Annotated in this window: 26 protein-coding genes; 18 read left to right on the plus strand and 8 right to left on the minus strand. The window is 32.3% G+C overall.

The window, feature by feature from the left end:
* Positions 1–11: 11 nt before the first annotated feature.
* Complete coding sequence (locus NEF87_RS07195; RefSeq protein WP_457919241.1) at positions 12–1073, minus strand: branched-chain amino acid aminotransferase; 1062 nt, start codon at positions 1071–1073, stop codon at positions 12–14.
* A 430-nt stretch (positions 1074–1503) separates the two neighbouring features.
* On the opposite strand from NEF87_RS07195, the gene NEF87_RS07200 reads away from it, so the two are divergent.
* A complete protein-coding gene (locus tag NEF87_RS07200; RefSeq protein ID WP_371805771.1) occupies positions 1504–1941 on the plus strand; it encodes a hypothetical protein in 438 nt (145 codons plus the stop codon).
* Between the two features lie 11 nt (positions 1942–1952).
* Here the strand turns inward: NEF87_RS07200 and NEF87_RS07205 are convergent, their stop codons facing one another.
* A complete protein-coding gene (locus tag NEF87_RS07205) occupies positions 1953–2234 on the minus strand; it encodes a hypothetical protein (RefSeq protein WP_457919242.1) in 282 nt (93 codons plus the stop codon).
* Positions 2235–2655: 421 nt separating this feature from the next.
* Here NEF87_RS07205 and NEF87_RS07210 point away from each other — a divergent pair, with 421 nt between their 5' ends.
* Both NEF87_RS07210 and NEF87_RS07215 read left to right on the plus strand, forming a co-directional pair.
* Complete coding sequence (locus NEF87_RS07210) at positions 2656–3021, plus strand: response regulator (RefSeq protein ID WP_371805773.1); 366 nt, start codon at positions 2656–2658, stop codon at positions 3019–3021.
* 47 nt (positions 3022–3068) lie between these two features.
* Positions 3069–3911, plus strand: coding sequence for a hypothetical protein (locus NEF87_RS07215; protein ID WP_457919243.1), 843 nt, complete (start codon positions 3069–3071; stop codon positions 3909–3911).
* A 40-nt stretch (positions 3912–3951) separates the two neighbouring features.
* On the opposite strand, the gene NEF87_RS07220 is transcribed toward NEF87_RS07215, so the two are convergent.
* The 3 genes from NEF87_RS07220 to NEF87_RS07230 are packed head-to-tail and all read right to left on the minus strand — an operon-like array spanning position 3952 to position 6603.
* The gene (locus NEF87_RS07220) at positions 3952–4332 is read right to left on the minus strand and encodes an acylphosphatase (protein WP_457920119.1); all 381 of its coding nucleotides are present in this window, start codon (positions 4330–4332) and stop codon (positions 3952–3954) included.
* Positions 4233–5420: a HEAT repeat domain-containing protein gene (locus NEF87_RS07225; protein WP_457919244.1), complete on the minus strand. Its 1188-nt coding sequence runs from the start codon at positions 5418–5420 to the stop codon at positions 4233–4235. Before NEF87_RS07225 ends, NEF87_RS07220 begins: the two co-directional genes overlap by 100 nt.
* A 16-nt stretch (positions 5421–5436) precedes the next feature.
* Positions 5437–6603: a DUF1512 family protein gene (locus tag NEF87_RS07230; protein WP_457919245.1), complete on the minus strand. Its 1167-nt coding sequence runs from the start codon at positions 6601–6603 to the stop codon at positions 5437–5439.
* Between the two features lie 92 nt (positions 6604–6695).
* Here NEF87_RS07230 and NEF87_RS07235 point away from each other — a divergent pair, with 92 nt between their 5' ends.
* Positions 6696–7169 (plus strand): pantetheine-phosphate adenylyltransferase, encoded by a 474-nt coding sequence (locus tag NEF87_RS07235; RefSeq protein WP_457919246.1) that lies wholly within the window; start codon positions 6696–6698, stop codon positions 7167–7169.
* A 14-nt stretch (positions 7170–7183) separates the two neighbouring features.
* Here NEF87_RS07235 and rph read toward each other — a convergent pair whose 3' ends face one another.
* Positions 7184–7924, minus strand: coding sequence for a ribonuclease PH (gene rph, locus NEF87_RS07240; protein WP_371805778.1), 741 nt, complete (start codon positions 7922–7924; stop codon positions 7184–7186).
* A 111-nt stretch (positions 7925–8035) separates the two neighbouring features.
* On the opposite strand from rph, the gene NEF87_RS07245 reads away from it, so the two are divergent.
* The 9 genes from NEF87_RS07245 (at position 8036) to NEF87_RS07285 (ending at position 18567) form a co-directional block, all read left to right on the plus strand.
* Positions 8036–8323, plus strand: coding sequence for a hypothetical protein (locus NEF87_RS07245; RefSeq protein ID WP_371805779.1), 288 nt, complete (start codon positions 8036–8038; stop codon positions 8321–8323).
* Between the two features lie 179 nt (positions 8324–8502).
* A complete protein-coding gene (locus tag NEF87_RS07250) occupies positions 8503–11328 on the plus strand; it encodes a cation-translocating P-type ATPase (protein ID WP_457919247.1) in 2826 nt (941 codons plus the stop codon).
* A gap of 56 nt (positions 11329–11384) precedes the next feature.
* Positions 11385–13136, plus strand: a complete 1752-nt coding sequence (locus NEF87_RS07255; RefSeq protein WP_457919248.1) for a HEAT repeat domain-containing protein — start codon at positions 11385–11387, stop codon at positions 13134–13136.
* Between the two features lie 129 nt (positions 13137–13265).
* Complete coding sequence (locus tag NEF87_RS07260) at positions 13266–14270, plus strand: hypothetical protein (protein ID WP_457919249.1); 1005 nt, start codon at positions 13266–13268, stop codon at positions 14268–14270.
* Between the two features lie 112 nt (positions 14271–14382).
* Positions 14383–14667 (plus strand): hypothetical protein, encoded by a 285-nt coding sequence (locus NEF87_RS07265; RefSeq protein WP_457919250.1) that lies wholly within the window; start codon positions 14383–14385, stop codon positions 14665–14667.
* 62 nt (positions 14668–14729) lie between these two features.
* The gene (locus NEF87_RS07270) at positions 14730–15899 is read left to right on the plus strand and encodes a hypothetical protein (protein ID WP_457919251.1); all 1170 of its coding nucleotides are present in this window, start codon (positions 14730–14732) and stop codon (positions 15897–15899) included.
* A 12-nt stretch (positions 15900–15911) separates the two neighbouring features.
* Positions 15912–16046, plus strand: coding sequence for a hypothetical protein (locus NEF87_RS07275; protein WP_371805785.1), 135 nt, complete (start codon positions 15912–15914; stop codon positions 16044–16046).
* Between the two features lie 702 nt (positions 16047–16748).
* A complete protein-coding gene (locus tag NEF87_RS07280) occupies positions 16749–17738 on the plus strand; it encodes an urease accessory protein UreH domain-containing protein (RefSeq protein ID WP_457919252.1) in 990 nt (329 codons plus the stop codon).
* A gap of 106 nt (positions 17739–17844) precedes the next feature.
* Positions 17845–18567, plus strand: coding sequence for a hypothetical protein (locus NEF87_RS07285; protein ID WP_457919253.1), 723 nt, complete (start codon positions 17845–17847; stop codon positions 18565–18567).
* Between the two features lie 35 nt (positions 18568–18602).
* Here the strand turns inward: NEF87_RS07285 and NEF87_RS07290 are convergent, their stop codons facing one another.
* Positions 18603–19484, minus strand: coding sequence for a hypothetical protein (locus NEF87_RS07290; RefSeq protein ID WP_457919254.1), 882 nt, complete (start codon positions 19482–19484; stop codon positions 18603–18605).
* A complete protein-coding gene (locus tag NEF87_RS07295) occupies positions 19481–20698 on the minus strand; it encodes an AAA family ATPase (RefSeq protein WP_371805789.1) in 1218 nt (405 codons plus the stop codon). Before NEF87_RS07295 ends, NEF87_RS07290 begins: the two co-directional genes overlap by 4 nt.
* Positions 20699–20915: 217 nt before the next feature.
* On the opposite strand from NEF87_RS07295, the gene NEF87_RS07300 reads away from it, so the two are divergent.
* The 5 genes from NEF87_RS07300 to NEF87_RS07320 all read left to right on the plus strand — a co-directional run bounded on the left by NEF87_RS07300 (position 20916) and on the right by NEF87_RS07320 (position 25621).
* A complete protein-coding gene (locus NEF87_RS07300; protein WP_457919255.1) occupies positions 20916–21608 on the plus strand; it encodes a transaldolase family protein in 693 nt (230 codons plus the stop codon).
* Positions 21609–21628: 20 nt separating this feature from the next.
* Positions 21629–22501 carry an NAD(P)-dependent oxidoreductase gene (locus tag NEF87_RS07305; RefSeq protein WP_457919256.1) on the plus strand — a complete coding sequence of 291 codons (873 nt, stop codon included), beginning with the start codon at positions 21629–21631 and terminating at the stop codon, positions 22499–22501.
* 213 nt (positions 22502–22714) lie between these two features.
* Positions 22715–22978 (plus strand): hypothetical protein, encoded by a 264-nt coding sequence (locus NEF87_RS07310; protein ID WP_457919257.1) that lies wholly within the window; start codon positions 22715–22717, stop codon positions 22976–22978.
* A gap of 135 nt (positions 22979–23113) precedes the next feature.
* Positions 23114–23761 carry an FKBP-type peptidyl-prolyl cis-trans isomerase gene (locus NEF87_RS07315; RefSeq protein ID WP_457919258.1) on the plus strand — a complete coding sequence of 216 codons (648 nt, stop codon included), beginning with the start codon at positions 23114–23116 and terminating at the stop codon, positions 23759–23761.
* A gap of 624 nt (positions 23762–24385) precedes the next feature.
* Positions 24386–25621: an aminotransferase class I/II-fold pyridoxal phosphate-dependent enzyme gene (locus NEF87_RS07320; protein WP_457919259.1), complete on the plus strand. Its 1236-nt coding sequence runs from the start codon at positions 24386–24388 to the stop codon at positions 25619–25621.
* Positions 25622–25643 lie beyond the last annotated feature (22 nt).

Genomic DNA, 25643 nt, shown 5'->3' on the forward strand with positions numbered 1-25643 from the left:
AAAATTTAACTCTATACTTTTTCAACCCACCCAAAAGTATCTTCCAAATCACCTGTTTGAATGCCAGTTAATTCGTCATATAATTCTTGAGTGATTTTTCCAATTTTATTATTATTAATTTCATAGGTTTGATCTTTATATGTGATTGACCCCACAGGAGAAATCACAGCAGCAGTTCCTGTTCCAAAAGCTTCTGACAATTTTCCATCCTTAGCGCCAGCAATTACTTCATCAATCGATAGTTTTCGCTCTTCGACAGGAATTCCCTTTTTCTTCAATAATTGAATCACGCTATCTCGGGTTATACCAGGTAATATGGATCCTTCATCCAATGCAGCAGTTATAACTTTACCATCAAGAACAAACATCATATTCATTGCACCAACTTCCTCAACATATTTTCGTTCTTTTCCATCCAACCATAATACTTGAGAAAAGCCCTTTTTTGCAGCTTCCAATCCTGATTTCATAGAAGCTGCATAATTACCTGCAGTTTTCGCATTTCCAACACCACCAGCAACAGCTCGAACATATTTATCCTCAACCATAATTTTAATTGGAGCAAAACCTTCTGCATAATATGCACCAACAGGTCCCACAATAATATAAAAGATATATTCATTTGAAGGATGAACACCCAAGAAGGCTTCACTACCTATCATAGTTGGACGAATATATAAAGCGGTTCCTTTGGAAGTTGGAACCCAATCTTTTTCAATTCGCAATAATTCTTTTAAGCCCTCCATTACAATATCAATATCTATTTGAGCCATGACCATGCGTTCAGCGCTCCGGTTCATGCGTTTAAAATTTTCACGAGGACGGAACAATTGAAGACCTTCTTTTGTAGAATAACATTTCATTCCTTCAAAAATCAATTGTCCATAGTGCAAACTACAACATGCAGGATCTAATTCCAAATTACCATAAGGTTTTATTTCTACTGGACCCCATTGTCCATCTTTATAATGCATAATTAGCATATGATCTGAGAATATTTTCCCAAATCCTAAGGTCGATTCGTCTACAGGTTTTTTTTTTAGAGTATGTGATTTTGTAATTTTTATTGCCATGATTGACCACTTTTATTATACTTTTAAAATATTGTAATTTAATTTATGAATCGCAAAAAAACAATTCTTGTTACTAAAAGATTTGTTTTTGTATAAAAATGCGACAAAAAATTAATATTAGCGTTTTTCTGACCTCTTTTTTCCATCATTAATTTCTTGACCAGAAGATATAATTTTTGATCAAGAAATTGAACTAATGGAAAACAAGTAAATCAAATATCAATCGATTTTTTCTTCCTTTTTTCAAAATTTATGGCCATTTTTAGATAAATTCCAAAAGATAGTTTTCTATCTTTGTTTGCAGAAATAAATTTCGCATGAAAATCATTCTTGGAATTGTCTCAAAAAAATCGAATAAATAGGATGGATTGTGTTTCTCATATAATCAAAGATTCTTTTTTTTTTGAAAAAATTCAAGGTTTAGAATATCATGATAACATCAAATGTGGAACCATTAAAGTACCAAGAAGAAGAAATATTTACATGTATTACTTTTTCAAGCACTAAACTGGGTCCGCGGCTGGTAGGAAATGCATCTGATTGGGGATTAAAGCATTTTTCCAAGGAAACATTATTTTCTGTCATTCATGATAGTCTTTTGATTCGTTCTCCTAAAGCATTGCTCTTTATTAATAATGTTTTTGGTGAATCCTTTAGGATTTATGTATTGAAATACAATAGGAGATTTTATGACTATCGTTATCAAGGAGATTCATTTTCAATTTGTGTTTTTGTACCATCATCATTCAAAGGAATCGTTCAATTAGATAAATCAATAGAATCATTCGATTGGACCCAATTCATTAGTTCATCAGGCTCAATTGAGAAATTGGTTGAAGAATTACACAAAAAGATGCATATGAAATGATGGTATTCTTTTTAGAATAAGTAATTTCTTACCCTATCACTTGGTGTATAGCATTCATCAGAAAATACATCATCAATCGTGCCTAAGAATTGTTGATATCTGTCCACTACCATTATATTAGATGGAAAAGAAGCAGGATATCTTAATTCAAATTTATGGAATAATTCATCTAAAAGAGAACTAATTATGTCTTTTGAAGATTTTCTATCGTCGATGGCATATAAAAAAATATTAGACCTGCTTTTTGGAGAAGGAATTTGAAAAATGATACGATAATTATCGTTATCCAGCATCTCCACCTCCCCTTTCAGAACAACTTTTGACATTTTTTGAATGCTATTGATAATATGAGACCTTTTTTGAATATTAAGAGTTTTCTGCGCCTTTTTAAGAGGATAAAAAGATTTAGATAAAACCAATAATGAATTCTCAAAAATGCCCACTTCCAAAACAGTCATAAAATCCTCATTTCCACTAAATTAGACAAGTGATAATAATAGTATAGTTTATTGTAACAAAAAGTCTTGCAAAATCCAAATTTTGCGATAGAGCGATCAAATTCTTTTAAATTTACTGATTGCTTAAATATGATGAATTTAAAAAAAAGTTCCCAAAATAATTAGCATTTCTATTTAATTAAAAAAGAAACATACAAAACCATATGAAATCTCATACGAAAGATATTTACGTAATAAGGAAAATTTAATATTAATAATGAGTTCTTCAAAAAAAATATTGATTATTGATGATGAATTAAGCTTGTTAAAGATCATGGGTAAATTTCTACAAAAAATGGGGCACTCTTCGATTACTGCAGAAAATGGACGAAAAGGAATTTCATTATTTGGAGATGATCCTTCTTCTTTTGATGCAGTTTTCATTGATTATAATTTACCTGAACTTTCAAGCCATGAAATCGTTAAAGAATTACGAAGTTTAAACTCAGAGATAAAAGTGATCTTATCTACGGGATTTGCTGTTGATGATATTAGTAAAGAATTCGATCAAATAGGCATTAATGGGACTCTTCAAAAACCATTTGCATTTAATGATTTCAAACAAATTATCGAACAACTTTAAAAAATGGCAAGCAAAATTATTTTTTATGTGCTATCTTAATAGTAATTATGAAGATTGACATCACTGAAATAGAAGATGGTTTAGAAGGAAATTGGTGGCATTATATAAAGAGTTCCGATTTCTCATTCCAAACTCGAATTCCTCAATTGAATAGTTTAGAGGCAAATGAAGACGATATTTTGATCCATAAACAAATTTTAGAAGGTGAATCTTTTCCCACAAAAAGATTTCATTTAATTATGGATGGAGAAGCATTTCAAGTTGAAGGTAATGAAATTAGAGAAACCTTAGCAAGAAAACTGGCCATTTTTATTCAACAAAATAAAAAATTACCTTTTGGATGTACGTATAAAAAAATTCAAAAAAATAACACTATCATTATTCAATACAATCCAAATGGGTTTGATAGTTTTCAGCTGAAAATTAAACCTGAGGATATGGAACTAGAAGATTCAGATATTGAAAAATTATTTAGCTCTATGGAAACTGAAAAAGTAAATGCATTGGCGACATCTGAAGATGCCACATTTACCATTGATCCGATTACAGAAGATCCGTTGTTAGAACAAGTGTCAATGGAAAGTGGAAAAAGTAAGGTTTTTGTAGTAGAAGGAAAAATAATTGCTATTGATTTGCGAAAATCTTTCTTTCAAGGGAATGAGACAATATTTTACCTTCTTCAGCTAGAAGGAGGAAAAATTGCTCCAGATAATAAGAAAAATACTTTGCAAAGAGATTTTTCATTGATTAATGCGAAATGTAGTGAAAATGCAATGAAAAAATTTGAATTACAAACAGGAAATATAGTATCTTTTAATGGAAAAGTAAAAATGGATAAGAAATTAAAATTAATAGTTCAAAACATCCGCAAGTTTGATGAAAAAACATAGAAACTTGATGGAAAGCATTGCCGGGGATATTTCTTGGAAATTAAATCTTCACTTTGAAACCAGAATAAGATTCTTTTTTTTGTAAGAATTTATGATCAACCTTACTAACATGAGAATATTTCGGACCTTGCTGGAGCCAATCCAATAAAGCATTCAATTTTGATTTTTCTCCTTGAGCAAGAACTTCCACATTCCCATCTTGTAAATTTCTAACCCACCCAGTTATTTCGAGCGAATTTGCCACGTTACAAGTGCTTGCACGGAAAAATACACCTTGAACTCGGCCATGAACAATAGCATGTAATTGAATAAAATAACCTCCTACAAAAGGATCGGTAAATCGTTTTTCCTTTCTATCTTTGTTAAATATTGAATATCTGTAAAAATTTTTCTTAAGGTTGCCTTTTGATCTTCGTTTGATTCAGAATGAATCAAATTTTCGATTTCCACAAGAATTTGAGGTATTCGACTAAGAACGATCAATTTGATCGAATCAATTTGTGTTTGGTCTGAACCTTGTAAAGTTAATTTTTGATAACATTTGATAATTTCTATATCGGAAATTTGATAATATTTTTCAATAATTATAGAATTGAAATGATTTTTATCCCATATTCGCCGAATGAATGAATCAAAAGGTCGATTTGGCATAATTTTCAATAAAGTAAGAGGTTCTAGTGATAGCAATATTTCTTGGGGGATACTATTAGAATATAACCCAGGCATTATTTTAGCAAGAGATTCAGTTGCAAGATAATGAATTTCCTTAAATTCATCAAGTAAAAGTTGATATAGAAGATGAACTGATTTTTCAGAATGAATAAAGCCCAAGGAGATTGAGAGGATTTTTCGAATTTCAATATCTGGATCTTCGATATACGATTCGAGAACTTCTAATGAAGAAATACTGTCCAAAGAACCTAATTTTATTATTGCATCTTCTTTAAGGTGCCAAGCAAGATCTGGAATTTTTAAGCGAGATTTTAAAATTTGAAATAATTTTTCCTTCTGAAAACGGGGTAATTTTGGAAGGATTTCTAAAATTTTATCAGATTCATAAACATGTGGTTCAATCTCATTTAATATTCTTCCTGCATTTATTGCTAAAGCATCATTTTCATGCACCAACAATTCGATCAGAAAAGGTTTGAATAGTCCGAAATACCTATGAATTTCTTTTTTAAGAGTTGAATATAACTTAAAATCCGTTGAAATTAGATAAAAGAGGGAAAATTCAAAAAATTTCGTTTGTTCATTAGAAGAAAGAAATTTATTAATATTAGAAAGGAAGTTTAAAGGAATCTTTCGACCCAAATCACGCTCTATTAAGAATAAAACCTTTTTTTTCAATTCTCGTGAAGGAAATCCTAGAAGAAATAATAGATCTGCAGTTTGGAATAAAAAATTAAGACTTTGTTTCAATTGATCAAAATTAGTTTTTTTAAATGTTTTTGAGTTTTTAATGTCAATACAGATGTTGTGGTATAGTTTAAATTCCTCAAGATGCAAGTAAAATCACCGATTTTTAATCCCGTAAAGAAATTCCAATAGCATTTCCAATTCCTAAAATAATGATGTTATCTTGTGGTTCTGTTTGAGAGCGAATGATTTGTTTTAATAACCTAACAATTTTGGGGACTGCACCTAAAATTTCTTCGGTCATTGGTTGGACAGCCTCTACAATAGATTCCCTGCATACAATAGCTTCCAAAGGTATTGAAGGATTTTGTTTTAAGGCGATAGATTCGATTTGAAATTTATCGATATTAGTATTTTTGCCAGCACCAATTGCTACACCCAACCCTTGAGCGACTGTACCAGATTTTTCACCTTCCAATCGAAGAAAAGCATCTATCGTTATAATTAAAGCAATTTGCCTATTCTCTGAATTCAATTTGTTAAGAAGAGATTCCAATGCATCCCCTGGTTTTCCAACACGACTTTCAGGACCAATTGGTCTACCACAGATACAATTTCGAGATTTGAACATTATTTCTTCAAAAATAATGTCATTAAATTTAAAATCTTGTTCAAGTTCATCTCCAGAAGGATTTTTTTTTGTAATGTTATCTAAGACGAAATTTTTTACAGCTAGGGGCCCAATTGAATCACCAATAGGAGATGTCCCCATAAATGAATCTAAAGCTCTTACATATGCTTTTGCTGTCAACATCGTTTGAGAGATTTCTGAAGCGGTTTGTAATAAAAAAAGGTATGATTTGGTTTTTTCACCCACGATTAGATTATGACGTACATTTTTGCAGAGAGAATCCAATTCGATCGTTGTGTTTAATAAAGAAGTAATTTTAGTCAAAGATAAATCATCAATATTAGGTAGAAATTTTTTTATTAATTGATGAAAACGTTCTTCTCGTCGTGACATTAAGAAGTGCATTTTTTGATATATATGTGGTTCAATAGTGGAAGGTGAAAGTACAAAAAAATCGAGCATCTCACGTATGAAAACTTCAATTTCACGGTTAGTGATGGATTCCGATCTATATGGATCAATAGATTTTTTAATCAATTCGATCCCATAATCCCGCCAAACAGCAAGATCATTTACTGCTCGTTTGATCTGCTTAGAAGCATACCATCCTTGCCAATTTTGACCATAGAAGAACACCAGTAATAAAAGTATCACAAAGAAACTGATCAGAAAATCTGCAATAGAACCTAAAATATCAACCATCAAATAAACCTCTTTACTAATTAGTTTGTTATTGTCATAAAAAAATTCATGCAAAAATTTAATGCTTTTAAAATAGAAGAAAATTATTGAAGATGGAATATAAAATATCGTATCCATACAAATATGTTGGTCTTGGGGGAAGTTTTGATCATCTGCATGAAGGTCATCATGAATTATTAAAAACAGCATTTAAAATGGGTGAAAAGGTAGGCATTGCTCTTACTACCAATGAACTGCATTTTGGCAAAGAAATTGAAGAGCTGATTGAACCATATAATATCCGAAAAGAACATTTAGAAGATTTTATAATAAACAAATTAGGGAAAAAAAAAGAAGAGTTTGTTATTATGCCATTGAAAGATCCCTTTGGTGTTGCTATAACTGATGAAAACTTGCAAGCACATGTAAGTTCTTTAGAAACGTATAAAATGGCCTTGAAAATTAATGATTTACGAGTGGAAAGAGGATTAGCACCTTTAGTATTAATTGTGATTCCATTAGTTCAAAATGAAGTAGGAAAAAAAATTAGTTCTAGTGATATTAGAAAAAAAATCGCCAAAAAATAGAATAAACGCTTCCTCTAAATTGCTAAAAGGTTTTTAATATAATTGATTAATTCCCGATTTCCTTTTTCAGCCAAATCGAGTAATTGATTTAATTCCGCTCTGGAAAAATTCTTCCCTTCACTGGTACCTTGAACTTCAACCAATTTATTATCTTCATCCATAATTACATTCATATCAACTTCTGCATTGCTATCTTCAATATAGCAAAGATCGAGTTTTGGAACATCTTTTATAATTCCAACCGAAATTGCAGAAAGTATTTTATATTTAGGCATACTTGGAATGAGTTCTTTTTTCACAGCCATTTGAAGGGCATCATAAACAGCAACAAAAGCTCCTGTTATGGAGGCACAACGTGTTCCACCATCAGCTTGAATGACATCAGCATCAATTTTGATAGTTATTTCACCGAGATTATCAATATCAACTGCCGCACGAATTCCGCGTCCAATCAATCGTTGAATTTCCATACTTCGACCAGGGATTTTTCGAGTACGATCTCGATTTCTCCGTCTATCGGTAGCTCGAGGGAGCATATCATATTCAGCAGTAATCCATCCTTTTCCAGAATCACGTAAAAAGCGTGGTACAGAATTTTCAACAGAAGCGGTAACTATAACTTTTGTCTCCCCCATTTCTATTAACACTGAGCCTTCAGGCCATTTTAAATAGTCCCGAGTTATCTTAATAGGCCGCAGTTCATCATTTTTTCGTCCATTTAATCTTTCGTCCCTCTCGTTATTGTTTTCACTCATGTAAATCACTTTTTTATAATTACTGAAAAAAAAACAGCATTTGTTAAGAAAGATGTGTTTCATGGAAATCTTCAAGAAAATAATTTTAACTACAATGAATAAGGTAAGAACATGGAAAAAAATCAAGTTTTATTGAATTTAATAAAAATTGTAAGAGAAGATCCATCCGTTTCTTACTTACAGGAACTGGACCCAAGAACTGAGATATATGTTCACGAAATGAATAAAACTGATTTAATCTACCTTAACCAAGAATATCCAAATTTTTTACCCGCCGAGAATTCAACTATTTTTTCTATTAATGTGATTTCAAGTAAAATGATGGAAGGGAGTGGATACAAAAAATTTAGATTTTATCTTGATCCCTCGGGTAAAATTCTGAAAAGAATTGAATCTTAATTACTTTCTCATTTGAAGTAATATTGATAAGCTATTTTCCAAAAAAATATAAAAGTGATACATTTGGAACCGAAGCTTTAAATTAATCTTATTCTAAATGAACAGTGAAGAAAAGCAATGAAATAGGTTTTTAAGTTTGATCAACCGAATTAATAACAAGTATTACGAGTGAAAATTTTATGCCAAAGACACCATATTGTTCTACCATCGATGAGTTATTTACAGAATTACATTCACAAAAAGGAGGATTGTCAACTGGAGAAGCGCAAACAATTAAAGCGCAAGTGGGAGATAATGAAATACCAAAAAAGAAAGTAGGATTATTTCAAAAATATATCAAACCTTCAATTAATTTCATGACGATCATTCTATTACTCGCTGCACTCCTACAATTATATTTTGTTTTTTATTTTGAAGGTAGTCCTGTTTCTCCTATCACAATAATCGTGATTGTATTGTTTAATGTAATTGTTGCCATTAGTCAACAATTTCGAGCAGAAAAAACGATTGAAGCCTTAGAAAAACTGACGGCTTATAAAGCCACCATTCTTCGAGATGGATTCACAACAGAGGTAGAAACAAATGATTTAGTTCCTGGAGATATTATGATTTTAAATCAAGGTGCCTATATATCTGCAGATGCACGAGTTATAGAATCAAATGAACTAAGTATTGATGAATCGAATCTAACGGGAGAGTCCGCACCAGTATTAAAGAAAACTGCTTCTTTAGAATCAGAAAATGTACAAATTCAAGAACAAAATAATATGTTATTTAATTCGACTTTTGTTAATTCTGGAAGTGGAAAAGCCATTGTCACTGCAATTGGAGTCGAAACAGAGATAGGTAAAATTGCAAAAGGTATTGCTCAAAATGACCAGAGAGATATACCGTTAACAAAAATGATGAATAAACTTGCAATGGGTTTAGGAATATTTGTTATTTTTGTTATTTCTCTATTATTTATCGTAAAATCTATAAATGGAATTGAAAATATTCAAGAAGAAATAAGTTGGTTGATTTTTATTGCTATTGCTGCAATTCCAATTAATTTTCCATTGATAACAGCCTTAGTGTTATTATCCGGAGTTATCAAACTTTCTCGAAATCAAGCAATTGTTCGGAATTTAAGTGCAGTAGAAACAATGGGTCGATTGAATATAATTTGTTCAGATAAAACTGGAACTTTAACACAAAATGAAATGACTGTGCAAAAAATATTCTATAACAATATGAATTATGAAGTATCAGGCCAAGGATATGATCCGAAAGGATTTATTACCTTAGAAGGTAAAAAAGTCAATGTATTGCAAGATATATATCTTTGGAAGATGTTAATAAATGGTGTTGTAAATAATAATGCAAATTTAATCGAAGAAGAAGTTGCGATTAAAAATGGAACAATAAAGAAATTCAAAGTTTTAGGAACTCCAACTGAAGGGAGTTTACTCACTTTAGCGAAAAAAGGGAACATAAATCCACAAATTGAAAGGGCTAATTATGATGTTCTCAAAGAATTGAGTTTTTCTTCTGAAAGAAAACGCATGTCTAAGATAGTAAAACGTGAAGGAAACATTCATTGTTTATCGAAGGGAGCCCCCGAACAACTATTGAGTATTTGTTCAAAAATTGTTTTAAATGGTTCGATTGTAGCTTTAACAGAAGAAATTTCCAGTAGAATAATCTTCCAAATGGAAAAATATGCAGAAAATGGTTATCGCAATTTAGGGTTTGCATTTTCTCCACTTGATGAAACACTCGATATGGATGAGGTAACACCAGAACTAGTCGAAAAAGATTTAATCTTTTTAGGATTAGTTGCATTATCCGATCCTCCACGTAAAGGTGTAAAAAAATCAGTGGATTTATGTAATCAAGCAGGAATGAAAGTCGTAATGATTACAGGCGACCACCCAATAACCGCAAAATCGATAGCCAAGGAAGTTGGAATATACCAGGATGGAGATAAAGTCTATTCTGGAGCAGAGATTTCACAATTAGCAGAGAATGAAATTTCTAACGCAAGTGTATTTGCACGAGTTGCACCCGAAGACAAGAATGAAATTGTTTTAAAATTACAAAATCAAGGCTTCATCGTTGCGATGACTGGTGATGGGGTCAATGACGCTATTGCATTGGAAAATGCAGATGTAGGAATATCTATGGGAATTACGGGAACAGATGTTGCAAAGAGTGCCTCCGATATAATTCTCACTGATGATTCCTTTAACACAATTGAAAGGGCAATTTATCATGGTAGGGGTTTGTTTAACAACATAAGATCAAATACAGTATTTCTATTGGTCTGCAATATTATGGAAATTTTAATTTTGTCTTCAATTTACCTTATATATCAAGAAAGGCTTTTTTCAGAATGGCAACTCTACTTTCTATATGTTTTACCACATTTCTTCCCCCCTTGGGGACTCATTTTCGATAAGTATAATGAAGAGATTATGAAAGATCCACCTAAGAAGAAAAGTGAATCTTTAATTAATAAAAAATACTTATCCATGATGGTAATCCAGATTTTAATTATTGGCGGGGTGGTTTTTGTATTGTGGATCATGATTCAGCAAGATATCTATGGTATCAATCCAACCAATGAAATTGATGTTCATGTATTTAATATTTTTTCAGGAAATGAGTACGATGGGTGGTTTGCTAGTGAAGGAAACACCATTAAAATTGAAGATTTAACTGATCTTGAGTTATTGACAAAGAAAGCTCAAACAATGTGTTTTATTGTCGTAGTATTCTCAGAAATTTGGATCGCTTTTGAAGCCCGTTCAGTTAAAAAAAGTATGTTCAAAGGAGAAAAAAATATTGCATTGATACTTTTAGTCTCTTTCGTAATTGTTGTGCTCCTTTTGGTACTTAATTGGGGATTGGCTCAATCTTATATTGGTTTTATTAATTTATCTGCTTTTGATTGGATTTTGGCGATTTTCTTATCACTTCTAGTTGTAATTATTTCTGAAATCTTCAAAATAATTCAAAAGTAACCCTTTTTTCTGACTTTTCAGTAATGTTTTTTTAATTAATTTCTATTATATTCTCAATGACTGAAATCGCAGCTGCAGATGATCTTAAGAGATTACGAGAAACCACAAATATCATCGAAAAGCTCATAATCATCCAAAGATTTGGATATTTAGACTCTTCTACAGTAATCTATCCAATATTAGAAGCAGTTTCTTTAGGTGAACAGGAGGTCATTGCACAAGCCACAGAATCACTTTTTAAATTAAAAAAATATCTTCTTCCATCCTTGAAATCAGAAATTACAAATCCCAATGCATTTATTAGATGGACTTTAACTCTAGTGATAAAAAAAATGAATGAACCTCGTTTTTTACCAATTCTGATTCCTGCATTGGGTTGTGGATATCGGCCAGTGGTAGAAATCATTTTGGAAACATTGAATCAATTAAATGCTGAAAGATTTCCGACAAAAAATCTCAAATCTGTTTTTCAAAACCTTTTACCAGATGAAAAAGAATCAGTTACACACTATGCAATTAGACAACTAGGAATTCTTGCATTGGACACAACAGAAACACTTTATGCTTTACAAAATTTGCATGATTTACGGTTTCCCAATGCGATTGTTCCCCTATTCAAAGTATTACATCATTCGGATTATAGAGTGAGAGATCAAGCAAGGAAAATACTAAATTCTTTTTCCAATGAAGAAAAATTGAAAATTTGTTTACAAACTATTAAGAACAAAGAGTTTTACAATGAAAACTATGATTTCCAACTTATCTCAGGAAGTAATTATCCTTTACATCTCTATGCAATTCAGGGGCTTGGATCTATTGGAAATGATACGGTAAATACGCGAAAAATATTATGGTCAATTTTGAGAGATGGAAATAAAGCAGAAAAAATCTTTGCACTGAAAGCTTTAGAACAACTACAAAAGAGTTCTAAAAACAAAATTCAAATCACCACTGAAATAAAAAATGAAATCACATCATTTCTGAACACACTTGAGGGCAAAAATAAGTTGATTGCAATTAAAACACTTGGAAGACTAGGAGAAGAATGGGCCACAACTACAATATCTTCACATTTAGACGATAAAGATCCTAAAATTCGTTTATCTGTAATAAATGCTTTAACAAATTCAAAACACCAAAACATAGTAGATAAAGTTGCGTATTTATTAATTGACAAAGACCGTCAGATTCGGCGGGCTACGGTACGCTTGTTTGAAGATTTAGACCGAGATTATTTTCAAATGCAAACAAGTGAAGGCAATGTTATTGACAAATTGCCAGAACCTATTAGAACGGAACTGTTAAACAAACTTCTTGAAAAAATGCAGCATGAATCGGAAGATTACCAATGTTTTGCAACATTTTGGTTAGGTACATTAGGATACAAACCAGCGTATGATATTTTAATAGGCAATCTTAAGAGTTCGTCAGAAAAATTGGTGTTAACCACCATTAATGCCTTGGGAATGCTTGGTTTAGCAAAAGCAATCCGTGAACTTATTCCATTTATATATTATATTAAAAATAACCAGATTCGGAAAAAAGCAATTGAAGTTATTGGTATGCTGGGAGAAGACAAGGAAGGACTTCACGCGTTAATCCATCAACTTTTTTTACAAAAAGAAATCAATCCTCCATATTTAGAAGAACATATAATATCCTATGGAGCAGGAGTTATTCCCCTTCTTACTTTAGAAATTGAAAATGAATCTTCCATCCAGAGAAAAATTTTGCTCGAAAATTATTGTTCCAAAGTTAATGGTATGTATGAAGTTAAAAATAAACAAGATTTCAATATCTTATTATAAAAATTGATCGGTCGAAAAACCATGATGGTAAATTTGGAACGCTATTTTTTTCCTAGTTGGATGTTTATCTTCATTTCAGGAGTTTTGATTGCGTTCGATAATATATCATCATTTTTTTTTATGATTTGTGTGCAATTATACTTAATTTCATTTGGATTTATTAACATTCATTATGCTTTTAATTCTCGGAAAAATGTAGAAAAGTCCCAATTTGAAGAATATTTTATCAATGAAATAATTACAGGAATATTATTTTTCTGCTTAGCAGTGTACTATCCATTTTTATTCACAGGTATTCCGTCAGAAATTAAATCACAATTTTATTTTCATCTGTGGGATTCACTAACAGTTCACCTTCTTTGTTGGAAAATATATTTATATTTTTCAAAAAAAAATAATATCAAAAAGAATCGTGGATTCCCGTATTCAATTTGGAAAATGATAATAATTGGGATGCACAATGAAGAGGATGATAGCAGACTCGATTTAAAAAGAAAAATAATGCATTTTTTGACATCTGCTGGTGTAGTGGGGGCATATTTATTATCAGCTAAAGTAAATTCTTGGTTGTTGGGATTTGGACTAACTGGGGAATATATTACAAGGTATATATGGGTTGTTTTCGGAATTCATTTAATCTGGATCATGAATATTCAAGATTTGATTCGTTTAACTCAATTTAATCGTTTAGGAAGATTTGCTACGCGATGGTTGGAAAATTCCATCCGACCAAAAGAATTGAATACTTTCACTTCTGCAGCGATAATGTTACTATCATGGCTTCCTTTTGTCTTAGCGCCATTCCAGGTAATGATGGCAGCAGCATTAATTGGAGCCAACTCTGATGCTATGGCCAGTATTTTGGGGAAGAGATTTGGTAAAAAAAAAATCAATTCATCAAAAAAAACATATGTTGGTTTAATTGCGGGAGGTTTATCGACTATTTTAATAATAAATATAACCCACATTATTCTTCCATTTCAAAATTTAAATATAATTCAAATCCAAATACTTTCCTTAATTACAGCAATTGCTTTTATGGGAATTGATTATTTTGTCAAAAATATTTCTGATAATTTTTTAAACCCGATCATTTGTGGTGGTATCATTTGGTTTTTCATGTCAATTTTTTAATTTTATTTTTCATTGGCGGATAAACTTTCTAAAATGCTTAAATAATTCCTACCTATAGAGCTATTGAATAAATTTTTCAAATTTACATTATTTGGAGGAATCATTTTAGTCTATGTCAGTGGATTTTGAGCAGCAAATATACGGGGAAATAATGGATGCTTATTCCAAAAATGACCCCGAAACACTTTTCGAATATAAAGAGTTGATCAAATTAATGAGAATGAAAGGCGAATTTGATGGGTGTAAGGAAAATCAATTCAACTCAATAATTACAAATTCAATTATTTTACTCATGGTACTATTTTTTCAAAAAAATACCTCAAATTTAGCGTATGAACAAAAATTGAATAACCACGAAAGAAAAAAAATAATACAGATTTTTGAAAAATTGATATAAAATGCTCAATAACTGGTTTTAATTTAATTTTTAAATAAGAACTTTATATCATAAATATTGAAATGACTGAATTAATTTTGTGTGAAAAATGTGGAGAAGAAGCCCACTTCAATGATACATACTGTGCATATTGTGGTGCGAATTTAAAAATCCAAAAAAATGCATGGAAAGCAATAAATGAGCCAAATAATACAACAAATTTAATATTAGATGGCCAGTTTTTAGAAGTGTATTATGATTTAACTGCTAAATTAAAAAATCTAGAAAATATAGATCTTGGTTTTGACCAACATCAACAATATTTCAAACAGTTATCTATTGAATTACAAGCATCTCAGGAAAAATTGAATACATTCCACAATTTTACTGAAAAAGAATTAAAAGATGTGGAAGATCTTAAAAAAATTACTTGGAAAAGCATCAAAGCAGGAGTTAAAGGTAATAAAGATGACTTGTTAAAGAAAGAAGAAGCAGAATATTTAAACGCCTTAAATAGAGAAGAATCTTTAAAACAAGATATTCTTGAACTTCAAAAAAGGTATTCAATTGCAAAAACAGAAATGGAACACCTTTCTAGGCTGAAAAAGCAAAAGTATGATTATAACATCCAATTAATACGCTTGATCGATCAGGTATGCGAAGGAGTTCCAGATCCTATTGAAGATAAAATTGAAGCAGATTTGTTGCAGTTAAAAAATCAATTACAACCCATTTCAGCCGAACGTATAAATCTGAAGAATGCTCTGGGCCATATTAGTAATGCTCAACAACATTTTCAATTCACATTGAATAAGCTTGGAAGTGCTAAAGGATTAAGTGATTGGGACACTTTTTTTGGAGGAGGATTTCTCGCCGATTCAATGAAGCACTCTCGAATGGCGGAAGCTCGAAATGGAGTCCAACAAGCCCAAAGAAGTTTGAATCGCGCCTATCAACTGGTTCCATCTCTACCCAAAATTCGCGGAGCACAAGTAGAAGAAATGAATATGTTCTGGGACACATTTTTTGATAACATTTTTAGTGATCTCAATGCCCGAGAAAAAATTATTAGATCTCGCCATTCTGTAGAACAAGCATTTTATGAAACTCAGCAAGCATCCCAATGGTTAAACTCCCGAATAGTTGAGAAACAACAGATATTCCAAGGTATAAATTCCAAAATTCAAAGCAAAAGGCAAGATCTTATCAGAGAAAGAAAACGAATGATAGAAAACGCATTGAAACAACAATAATTTTTTTGTCCAATGAAGATCCAGAGGGATCGGCCGGAATCCGACCGATCCGATGTCAGGATCAAACGAGATTTGACTCGCCAGTCAAATTCTCAAACAATTGGTGGCATGTTAATTACAGTCGGCTTTGTATTAATATTTGAGTAATTGGAATTATTTTAAGTTTAATTTCTTGCCGTGATTTTTTCTATTTATAGTTGATTTTTGGAAAATTTCTCTAATTTTACAACAACTTTGAAAATATCATCCATCTTATTAATAACAATCAAAAATTAAACTAGCACAACAGCTAAATTATTCAATAGGATGAATTATATCGCATGCACCCAAATATTTTTCATTTTGTTGAAGTAATTTTATTTTAAACAGATAAAAAACGAATATTTTACTTTTCTATGATTTATCTAAGAAAGGCAAGATAAAATGTATTAAACAAACGAGAAAATATAATTTACTGGTGGAAAGGATCAATAACAAGAAAATTATTGATCCTTTTTGTCAGGATTTTGTAAAAACAGAGTTTCTACAAGAACAAATGGTGGCAAGATAATGAAGTTTCTCTTCGTATTTATTTCTGGGTTTTTCCAAAAATTCCAAGTTAATTTCTTACCCCGAAAAGAAACATATTAATAATTGGGGTTTAAAAAAGTATCTCAAATTTATTAGTTCATTAAAAAGCGGACTAACGCTAAAAAATAGTCTTGAATAATACTTATTAGGAAAAAAGACCACCATATAATTAATAAAAAATTGCTCAATCAATCACAGCAATTCTTAAAAAGGGCAAAAAATAAATGCATTTGAATAGTATATTTTCGATTAACAAATAAAAATTGGAGATTTTAAAATTTGATCTTAGCAGTTCCATGGGCGTCTGGGGGATTTTTCTTTATTATTTGGACAGGTTTCTTTTTAGGGGTTTTACATACAATTATGCCCTGTGAAGATAAGTTTGTATTTTGTTTCTATGCTTTTGGAGTTGCCAGAGATTGGAAACAAGCATTTCGCATAGTAAATTTTTATGGAGCGGGACTGTTTATAATGAATTTAATATTGGGAACCATCATTACATGGTTTTCAAAAATTCTTGTTGAAACTTTTTCGAATATAGAACCTGCAATTTGGAATTACTTGGTGGCATTCAGTTTAACGTTAAGTGGAATCATTATGATGTATCAAATTCGAAAGAAAACTTATTGGCCTCATTCCGATCAATTCCAAGAATTAACTGAAAGTATTAGTACCTTAAGAGCCAAAAAAAGAACAGCATTGTTATTGGGATTATTAGCAGGTATTCCACCATGCATCTTTGAATTAGGTGTCTATTTTGAAGCAGCTTTCTTAGCTGGAAATTATGGATGGGGAAATGGAGTATGGATTATCTTTTTCTTTGGAATTGGGACATGGTTAGGGTTATATCCACTGGTTTTCATAGGAACAATGAGTGGAAAATTGTCAAAATCAATGAAAAGCTCATCTATTCAACGATTGCAGCAAAAAATTAAAAATAAGATTCGAAGACAAAAAAAAGTCGTTGATGAAGAACCTGAAGATATTCTTGAAAAAGATGAAATATCAAGTTACTCAAAGTTAGAATATTTCAGTGCTTGGAGCTTAATTGGTATTGGGGGAGTTTTTCTGCTTTTTGGAATTTTCAAGGTGGAATTAGTACCCGCTGAAGATGTAACCCATGTTCCATGGCCTTTTAATGATGATACTTTGAATATTTTCTGGATTATTTTTTTCTCCCTTATAGGATTGATCATCGTGTTAATTTTTCTAACCCTATGGTCCAAAAATAAAAAATATGTCAAAAGTATTGAAACTAATAACAAATGAGGATTCTACCAATTTTTTTTTATTTTATTCCAATATTGAGTCTATCGCAATTCCTATGACAAAAATTTTAACCCTAAGGATGCTAAATTAAATTAGGTGTTATATCTTGGGAATTCGTGAAATTGAAGATCGAGCAAAAATGCGGGATTTGATGAAAAAAAAAGCCGCAGAATTGAGAATGCATCGTTTAGCAACTCAAACGGCAACAACGAAGATGACTAAAGAAAAACTCGCAGAAATCGCCAAAAAACATGGTGTAATTGTTGCGTTAGATCCTGAGATGAAGGAAATCATCGAAGAAATTCGGAAAAAATATAATATTCCAAAAGAACGAATTATTCGGGAAGAAATTACTGAAGAATCTGTTTTGAAAAAGGGCAAAAAAGTTGACATTAAAAAATTAGCGATGCTGTCCTATCAACGTGTAATGTTGGAAAAACAAGAAACAGGAGGATTATTGACTCTACCTGATGTTTTTGACATGATTAATACGGGAAGTCTTAAAAATAGAATCACCATGGATGATACAGAAAAAGCAGTAAAAATATTGAAGAAAGATAAGGTGATCCCTGAAATTAAAAAACTCCCAAGTGGAATACTAGCTATTTCATTTTTCCCTGTTCAATATACAAAGGATCAGACTTCAATCTTAGAACTAGTCACAGAAGATGGAGTTATCACCACAGGGGATGTTTGTAAGGCACTTAATTGGACAGTTGAAAGAGCAGAACGCGCTTTGCAAAATTTGGTTGACACTCGAGTAGCTCGAATTACCGAAACTTTTAGAACTGGAAAGAAATATTTCTTCCCAAGTTTGAAAACGAAATAAAAAAAAGACATTATTACAAACTTCTTGAGATTTTTTTAAACAATTTTAAATTTTATTCCAAATTGGTTATCGTCAAGTTCGACCACAGTTCCTTTATGGTTTTGCTCAATTTTACCAAAAATAATCTTAAGATCTTCTTCTGGTAAGTTGGAAAATTCTGTTTCTGAATTGCGAATATCTGGAACCATAACCATATCAAAAATTGCATTATTTTTTGCCCAATCTTCGATTAAAGTGGTCCACTCTTCAATAGATTTCCAATAGACTCGAAGTTCTTCTTTTTTCTTTGGTTTATCGCCAACCCACTTTGCTAAATCTTTATCTATTAGAGCTTCCGCTAGGATAGAAATGGCTTTCTTTCTATCAATGAATTTATTAAAGGGTTTTTCGGTTAATAAGCGTTTAGGATAAATGATATGGATAAGTCCAACATGAGCATAATCAAGTAATACTTGTGACCACTCTTCTCGCCATGATTCAAAATCCTGCTTGTTTTTCTTCTTATTAGGTGTTGAATACATAAATCCATATTGAGGTGCTTCAATCCAATCATGTATTTCTAACAATTTTTCATAAGGAGATTTAACCTTCACCTTTGCTTCTACCGCAACTTCTTGTTCAAGAGCAGCCATTTCGGCTGCAATTGAAGCATCATTGGTGGAAACTTCTAAAAGAATTTCTCCTTTGGTAGCCCCTTTAATCCCCTGTTGAATGGAAGATTCTAAATCATCAAGACCATCCACTTCAGAACCAGAATCTATTGATTCAGATTCTAAAGAATTCAATTGTGATTGAAGAGCTTCTAATTTCTGAAGTTTTTCGAGTTTAGCTAATTTCTCTTTCTTTTTTTTTTCTTCATTTATAGATTTAGATTTCTGTGATGCCTTCGGGCGTTGTTGTTCCGCGATATTTATCACCCTCCGAATTCTTCAGTCCATTCTGCAAATTTTTGGAGCTCTTCTTCTGACACAACCGGTTTTATCTTTTGAATTACATTCAAGAAATCCTGTTGAGAAATGGGGCGAACTTTTAGCGAATCATCCCCTTCACCTAATTGACCTGCTACATCTAATTCTCGAACAGGTAACATTACGACTTCACGGCATATGGTGGCGATATCTGATCCAGAATAGGTATCAGTTAATTCTCCTAAAGCATCGAAATCTACTGTTTCATCCATTTCAATTTCTTTGGTGCATAATTGGAAAATTTTTGCTCGTCCTTCTTGCGTTGGAGGACCTACATAGATTTTTTTTTCAAATCGACGTAATACAGCACTATCAATAGACCAAGGAAGGTTCGTTGCCGCCATAAGGGTAACAATTTTATCTCCCGTACTTTTTACCCCTTGCATTTCTTGTAATATCTGGGTTTTCAAACGTCGTTCTCCGCCCCCTTCATTACCAGTTCCCCGTTTTCCTGCAATACTATCAATTTCATCCATGAAAATTAAGGAAGGAGCGTCCAAACGAGCAACTTTAAAAAGCGTTTTTAATAGTTTTTCCGATTCCCCTAACCACTTGCTTACTAAGCTAGCCGAATCTGCAGCAAAAAATTGAACACCACATTCATTCGCCGCGGCTTTTGCCAATAATGTTTTTCCACATCCGGGTGGACCAAATAATAATATCCCACGCCAAGGTTTTCGAGCACCCCTAAACAATTCAGGATGTGCCATTGGTAATACAACCGCTTCTCGGATCGCCTGTTTTGGATCCTCCATACCAGCCACATCACCCCAAGTCACTGTGGGTCTCTCAGTAACGATTGTTCCTTCAATGGTTTTTCGTAATTCTTTTTCATCATCAGACATCTCGCTCTCTTCTTCTGAATCTTCAGAATCATCTTTTTTAGAATGATGACTATCTTTCTTTGGAGATCTGCCAGTGGGAACTTTTTCCTTCTTTTTGCGGTTAGTTAACTGATCCGCACGTTTAAAATATTGTAAGGCTTTTTCTTGTGCAAGAGCTTTAAGTTTAGAATTTTTACAAAATTTAGCGAAATCATTCAACGTTTCGCTGGCTTGCAAATATTTATCTGCAGCTGCATCATATTGTTTGCCTTGATCAAGCTGAATTGCTTCATTCGCAAGCTTAATAGCGGCATTGAAAATTGCGTTATCATTAGCCATGGGTTTAAACTCCAAGGGATCATTAGGATCCATTTCTTGGTATATATGTGTTATAGTTTTTTTAGTCTTTAAAATGCTTTTTAGTCTTATGATCTCCAATTTTTAGCATTCTGATTTCCATCCATTATATCAAGAATCGGGTTATAATTTGAAAAGTTACTTTTTTCTCGGTAAAAGGGTATAAAATTCTTTTAAGGGATAAATTCCGACCAAAATTATGAAGTATTTTTTAGATTCAGCGAAAATTGATGAAATAAAGTATGCCTATGAAAACTGGGGTATTGATGGAGTCACCAGTAATCCGAAACACATCCAAAATTCGGGAAAACCTTTTTTCACAGTTGTAAAGGAATTAGCCGAATTTGCCAAAGAAGTAAGAGTTCAACAAGAAGATTTTTCAATTTCAGTTGAAATTAATCCACATTTGGAAAAAGCGGAAGAAATGATTGAGGAAGCGCAAAAGATTTTCAACATTTGTCCAGAAACCTTTGCAATAAAAATTCCTTGTAATGAACAAGGATTAATTGCTGCAAAAAAACTTACAGAAGCGGAGGTAAGAGTTAATGTCACGTTAGTATTTTCAGCATCCCAAGCGTTACAAGTAGGAAGAATCGGAGCAGCCTTTTGCTCTCCCTTCATAGGTTGGCAAGAATCTGCAGGAGTGGATTGTGAAGATTTCATGGAAAGAATTGTTCAAATGTATAATAATTTTGGCATCCAAACAGAAATCATTACCGCAGCAGTTAGAAATGGTAAACAAATTTCGGATGCTGCTTGTTTAGGTGCAGATATTGTCACCGCGGGTTTTGCTGTATATCAAACAAGTTTCGAACATCCCTTTACCAATAAGGGGCTAAAGATTTTCCAAGATTCGTGGGATGCAACGGAAATAGGTAAATTTGAAGATTGAATTATAAAATGTGAAGAACAATGACACAATTTAAGATAGGGTTTATCGGATTGGGAGTTATGGGAGAATCAATGTGTGAAAATATAATTAAACGAACTTCCCAAACAGTGTTCGTATATGATATACTTCCTCAACAGGTTAATAAACTCGTACAATTAGGTGCAACAGCGTGCCAAAATATACCACAACTTGCGGATCAGACAAACCTCATATTCATTATGGTCCCAAATAATGAACATGTCAATTCAGTAATAGATACACTTCTTCCATCTCTTAAAAAGGGAACAATTGTATGCAATATGAGTTCCATTTCTCCAGCAGTTCAACAAGATTGTGCTAAAAAAATTGAAGCAGCAGGAAGCATTTCTTTAGAAGCACCCGTCGTAAAGAGTAAGGGGGCTGCAATTAGTGGAACATTAGGTATTTTAGCCGCCGGAAATGGAGAAGCACTAAAAAAAATTGAACCGATATTGCTTCATATGGGTGAACAAGTCATTGATTATGGAGAACATGGAAAAGCCATGGCAATGAAAATTCTCCATAACATGCTAGTTGGTAATATACAAAATGGTGTGAATGAAATGTTTACAATGGCTGAGGCAATTGGCATAGATTTTGATTTAGCGATCAAAGGATGTAAAGCAGGAGGGGGACAAAATTTCTACCTCGATGGAAAAGGCCCTTCAATAATTAAACAAGACTATTCACCAAAATTTTCAGTGAAAAATATGGCCAAAGATACTAAATTGCATGGCATGTTGGCAAAAGACTTAGGTTTATCTTTACCTGGATCGGATCGAGTGAGACAAGTATATGATGAAGCTTTGAAATCTTTCCCCACTCAGGATTTTTCAGCGACGTACAAAATAGTTGCCAAGTTGAGCAAATTATAGAATTTATTGCCCGACTCACCTTTTTTTTCATATTCATGTTTATAGTTATAATTTAACCTTAAACTCATTTCATCGAATAATTTTATTATGAACCGCTAAAGTGAAAATATCTGCGGTGACTTTTTCTATAAATTTTTAATATTGAATTATGCTTTATTTTATTATACATATTTGGGATAAATTTCTCAAGTAAAAATAATTAGAGGGGTATATTTGGAAACCGTATTCAAACAGAGCTCTTTAGATCATTCAATCTTAATTAAACGAAGAAATCAAATTCAAACCGTGATGAAGCAAGTAGACGGACACTACATCTACAAAGATGGGTTAAATTTCAATTTCCTATATTCACTTTATTCGCAGAAATTAGAATACCTACTAAATGGAATCGATAAAATCGCAGACAATGAGTTTCAAGAAAAGGTATCCATGTTAAACCGATCTGTGAAAGAAATACATAAGTATGTTATTAAATAATCGATTAATCTCCATTGTTGCAGATGATTATTTCAAATTCAGTATCAATTCTTTTAACTTCGGTTTTTTTTTCTTCGATTATACTAATCACTTTTTATTTTGTATTGCGTTTATATAAATAGCGAAGGGAATTCTATGGGAAAGAGTAAGTTTCAAGTTAAAGCGCAAGATAGTATAAAAAAAAAAGCGACCAGTCCAAAGGGCCGCGCTCAATATTATGATGAAGACCTTCCTAAGAAGAGCAAATCAAATATTGGATTTGGAGTTTTTATAATTCTAATGGTTGTCGTTGCAGGGGGATTTATTGGTAATTCCATTAATCAAGATAATAAAGCAAAAGAAGCAGCCGAACAAGAAGCTCGTGATTTTTTGAATCCAGGAGTGACGTATTCTCCTTCAAATGATGGAAGTACCACAACTACCACTTCAACACCAGGCTCCGGAATTCAAGTAGGGGATGATGTTGAATTAGAGTATACGCTATGGATCGCAACACCTCAAAGCGGAAATGGAGGTGTAATTGATACAAGTAGTCCATATCAAGGACCTGCAACTTTTCCTACAACAGTTCAAAAGGGAGGGTTAATTAATGGATTCTATTATGCAATCTTAGGAATGGAAGAAGGGGAATCTAAAACATTCGAATTACCAGCGAATATCGATGCTAACGGTGATGGGATAGATGATAATTCAGGATTAGAAGTAGAAAGCTATGGTGCACCTTCCCATGATTTGTACAATACAAAGTTGAAATTCACTGTCAGAGTTATCTCAATAAGTTAACCCAAGTAACTCTTTTTTTTACTAAATTTTAGCCTTCCTAATTTGCCTGCATGATTTTCACGTAGAAAACATCCTATCTGCAATTCCATAAAAGGGATAAATTCGCATACACAAATCTTATGGCATATTGGTAATTAAGAGATTACTAAGCAATGCAATTGTTTGGATTAAAAAATAAAAAACTTCAAAAGAAAAATTTTTGAACAAGGTCGATTTCTTTTTGAGAAAGACTAATTTAAAAAAAAAGTCCGTTAAATATTAATTCGATAAATCTTTTTAAAAAAAGGAAATAATTGAGAACTATCTGTTCCCGATTCGAAAAAGACTTGATTTCGAGAAGTTAATATTAAACACAACCATGGCTTTGTCTATAAAATAAATGAACATTTTTAATCATTTTTTATCAAGAACTCCATTTCAATAAATATAATATGTAGAAATCATAGATCATACACTTTTTTTAATCAAATCTATACATTATCTTTTTATTGGATGTCCACAATATTACTATTAACTTATTGTTATTTGATCAAATATTTGTTTAATTAAAGAAGATTGATTTGATGGACCAAATAATATACAAGAGTCTAGAAATCCGAAATCTCTTACAAAATGGTGAACTCTATGACAGAATCTAATGTAATTCAACCAGATAACGCTCAATTAAGCACGAAAAATAGGATAAAACCATCCCCTCGTGTTAATATGGCACATTTAGCTAAAGATATGGGCATTTATCCATATTTTATCCCTAATTATGGTCAAATTGGACCTCGTACCATAATTAATGGTAAAGAAACTATCATGCTTGGAAGCAATAACTACATGGGACTCGCAAATCATCCTGAAATGATCCGAGTCGCAATGGAAGCCGTACAAAAATATGGAACGGGATGCACCGGATCTCGCTATCTTAACGGAACTTTAGATCTTCATATAGAATTGGAAGAAAAATTGGCCAAATTTACCGAAAAGGATGCAGGAATTTGTTTTTCAACAGGTATGCAAGCAAATTTAGGAGTTATCTCGGGATTAGCACAAAAAGGTGATTACATAATCTCCGACGCTAAAAATCATGCTTCCATTGTAGATGGTTGCCGATTATCTTATGCTGAAACTAAAGTTTTTGATCATGATAATATGGAAGATTTAGAACGAGTTCTCCGCACTTTACCACGGGATGCAAATAAACTTGTCATTTCCGATGGAGTATTTTCGATGGAAGGTAATTTAGCCAACGTTCCTGACCTCTCAGAACTTTCGGAACAATATAATGCCCGTTTGATGATAGATGACGCTCATGGAGTAGGGTATTTAGGTAAACATGGTGAAGGAACAGGAGGTTACTATAATATGATGGATAAAATAGACCTTTTGGTTGGTACTTTTTCTAAATCCTTCGCTTCTATCGGTGGATTTGTGACCGCTCGAGAGGATATCATTGATCACTTACAACATCATGCACGGAGTCTAATCTATAGTGCATCTCTCCCCCCTGCATCTGTAGCAGCCGCTTCAAAGGCGATCGATTTATTCTATGAAGGGGATGAAAGACGTGAGCAAGTAATGAAAAATGCTAAAATGTTCCGCGATGGTTTAGACGAATTAGGATTTACTACAATTCAAGGAAAAACCCCTGTTGTTCCAATCATTATAGGTGATGTCATGAAAATGCTCAAATTCAATCACAAATTGATTGAAGCAGGTGTTTATACAAATCCTGTTCCACCACCCGCTGCGGTGAAAGCTATGTTACGAACCAGCATGATTGCTACTCATACAGAACAAGATGTCCAAGAAGCCTTAGAAATTTTTGAAAAAGTGGGAAGAAAAACTCGAATTCTTAAAAAGAAAAAATAATTTTTTTATCACCGATTTATTT

Source organism: Candidatus Lokiarchaeum ossiferum (assembly GCA_025839675.1).
GTDB lineage: Archaea > Asgardarchaeota > Lokiarchaeia > Sigyniarchaeales > Promethearchaeaceae > Lokiarchaeum > Lokiarchaeum ossiferum.

Excerpts from the sequence above, each read along its gene's own strand:
- NEF87_RS07195 (WP_457919241.1), bottom strand. The coding sequence starts at position 1,073 with ATGGCAATAAAAATTACAAAATCACATACTCTAAAAAAAAAACCTGTA.
- NEF87_RS07200 (WP_371805771.1), top strand. The coding sequence starts at position 1,504 with ATGATAACATCAAATGTGGAACCATTAAAGTACCAAGAAGAAGAAATA.
- NEF87_RS07205 (WP_457919242.1), bottom strand. The coding sequence starts at position 2,234 with ATGCTGGATAACGATAATTATCGTATCATTTTTCAAATTCCTTCTCCA.
- NEF87_RS07210 (WP_371805773.1), top strand. The coding sequence starts at position 2,656 with ATGAGTTCTTCAAAAAAAATATTGATTATTGATGATGAATTAAGCTTG.
- NEF87_RS07215 (WP_457919243.1), top strand. The coding sequence starts at position 3,069 with ATGAAGATTGACATCACTGAAATAGAAGATGGTTTAGAAGGAAATTGG.
- NEF87_RS07230 (WP_457919245.1), bottom strand. The coding sequence starts at position 6,603 with ATGGTTGATATTTTAGGTTCTATTGCAGATTTTCTGATCAGTTTCTTT.
- NEF87_RS07235 (WP_457919246.1), top strand. The coding sequence starts at position 6,696 with ATGGAATATAAAATATCGTATCCATACAAATATGTTGGTCTTGGGGGA.
- rph (WP_371805778.1), bottom strand. The coding sequence starts at position 7,924 with ATGAGTGAAAACAATAACGAGAGGGACGAAAGATTAAATGGACGAAAA.
- NEF87_RS07245 (WP_371805779.1), top strand. The coding sequence starts at position 8,036 with ATGGAAAAAAATCAAGTTTTATTGAATTTAATAAAAATTGTAAGAGAA.
- NEF87_RS07250 (WP_457919247.1), top strand. The coding sequence starts at position 8,503 with ATGCCAAAGACACCATATTGTTCTACCATCGATGAGTTATTTACAGAA.
- NEF87_RS07255 (WP_457919248.1), top strand. The coding sequence starts at position 11,385 with ATGACTGAAATCGCAGCTGCAGATGATCTTAAGAGATTACGAGAAACC.
- NEF87_RS07265 (WP_457919250.1), top strand. The coding sequence starts at position 14,383 with ATGTCAGTGGATTTTGAGCAGCAAATATACGGGGAAATAATGGATGCT.
- NEF87_RS07270 (WP_457919251.1), top strand. The coding sequence starts at position 14,730 with ATGACTGAATTAATTTTGTGTGAAAAATGTGGAGAAGAAGCCCACTTC.
- NEF87_RS07275 (WP_371805785.1), top strand. The coding sequence starts at position 15,912 with ATGAAGATCCAGAGGGATCGGCCGGAATCCGACCGATCCGATGTCAGG.
- NEF87_RS07295 (WP_371805789.1), bottom strand. The coding sequence starts at position 20,698 with ATGGCTAATGATAACGCAATTTTCAATGCCGCTATTAAGCTTGCGAAT.
- NEF87_RS07300 (WP_457919255.1), top strand. The coding sequence starts at position 20,916 with ATGAAGTATTTTTTAGATTCAGCGAAAATTGATGAAATAAAGTATGCC.
- NEF87_RS07305 (WP_457919256.1), top strand. The coding sequence starts at position 21,629 with ATGACACAATTTAAGATAGGGTTTATCGGATTGGGAGTTATGGGAGAA.
- NEF87_RS07315 (WP_457919258.1), top strand. The coding sequence starts at position 23,114 with ATGGGAAAGAGTAAGTTTCAAGTTAAAGCGCAAGATAGTATAAAAAAA.
- NEF87_RS07320 (WP_457919259.1), top strand. The coding sequence starts at position 24,386 with ATGACAGAATCTAATGTAATTCAACCAGATAACGCTCAATTAAGCACG.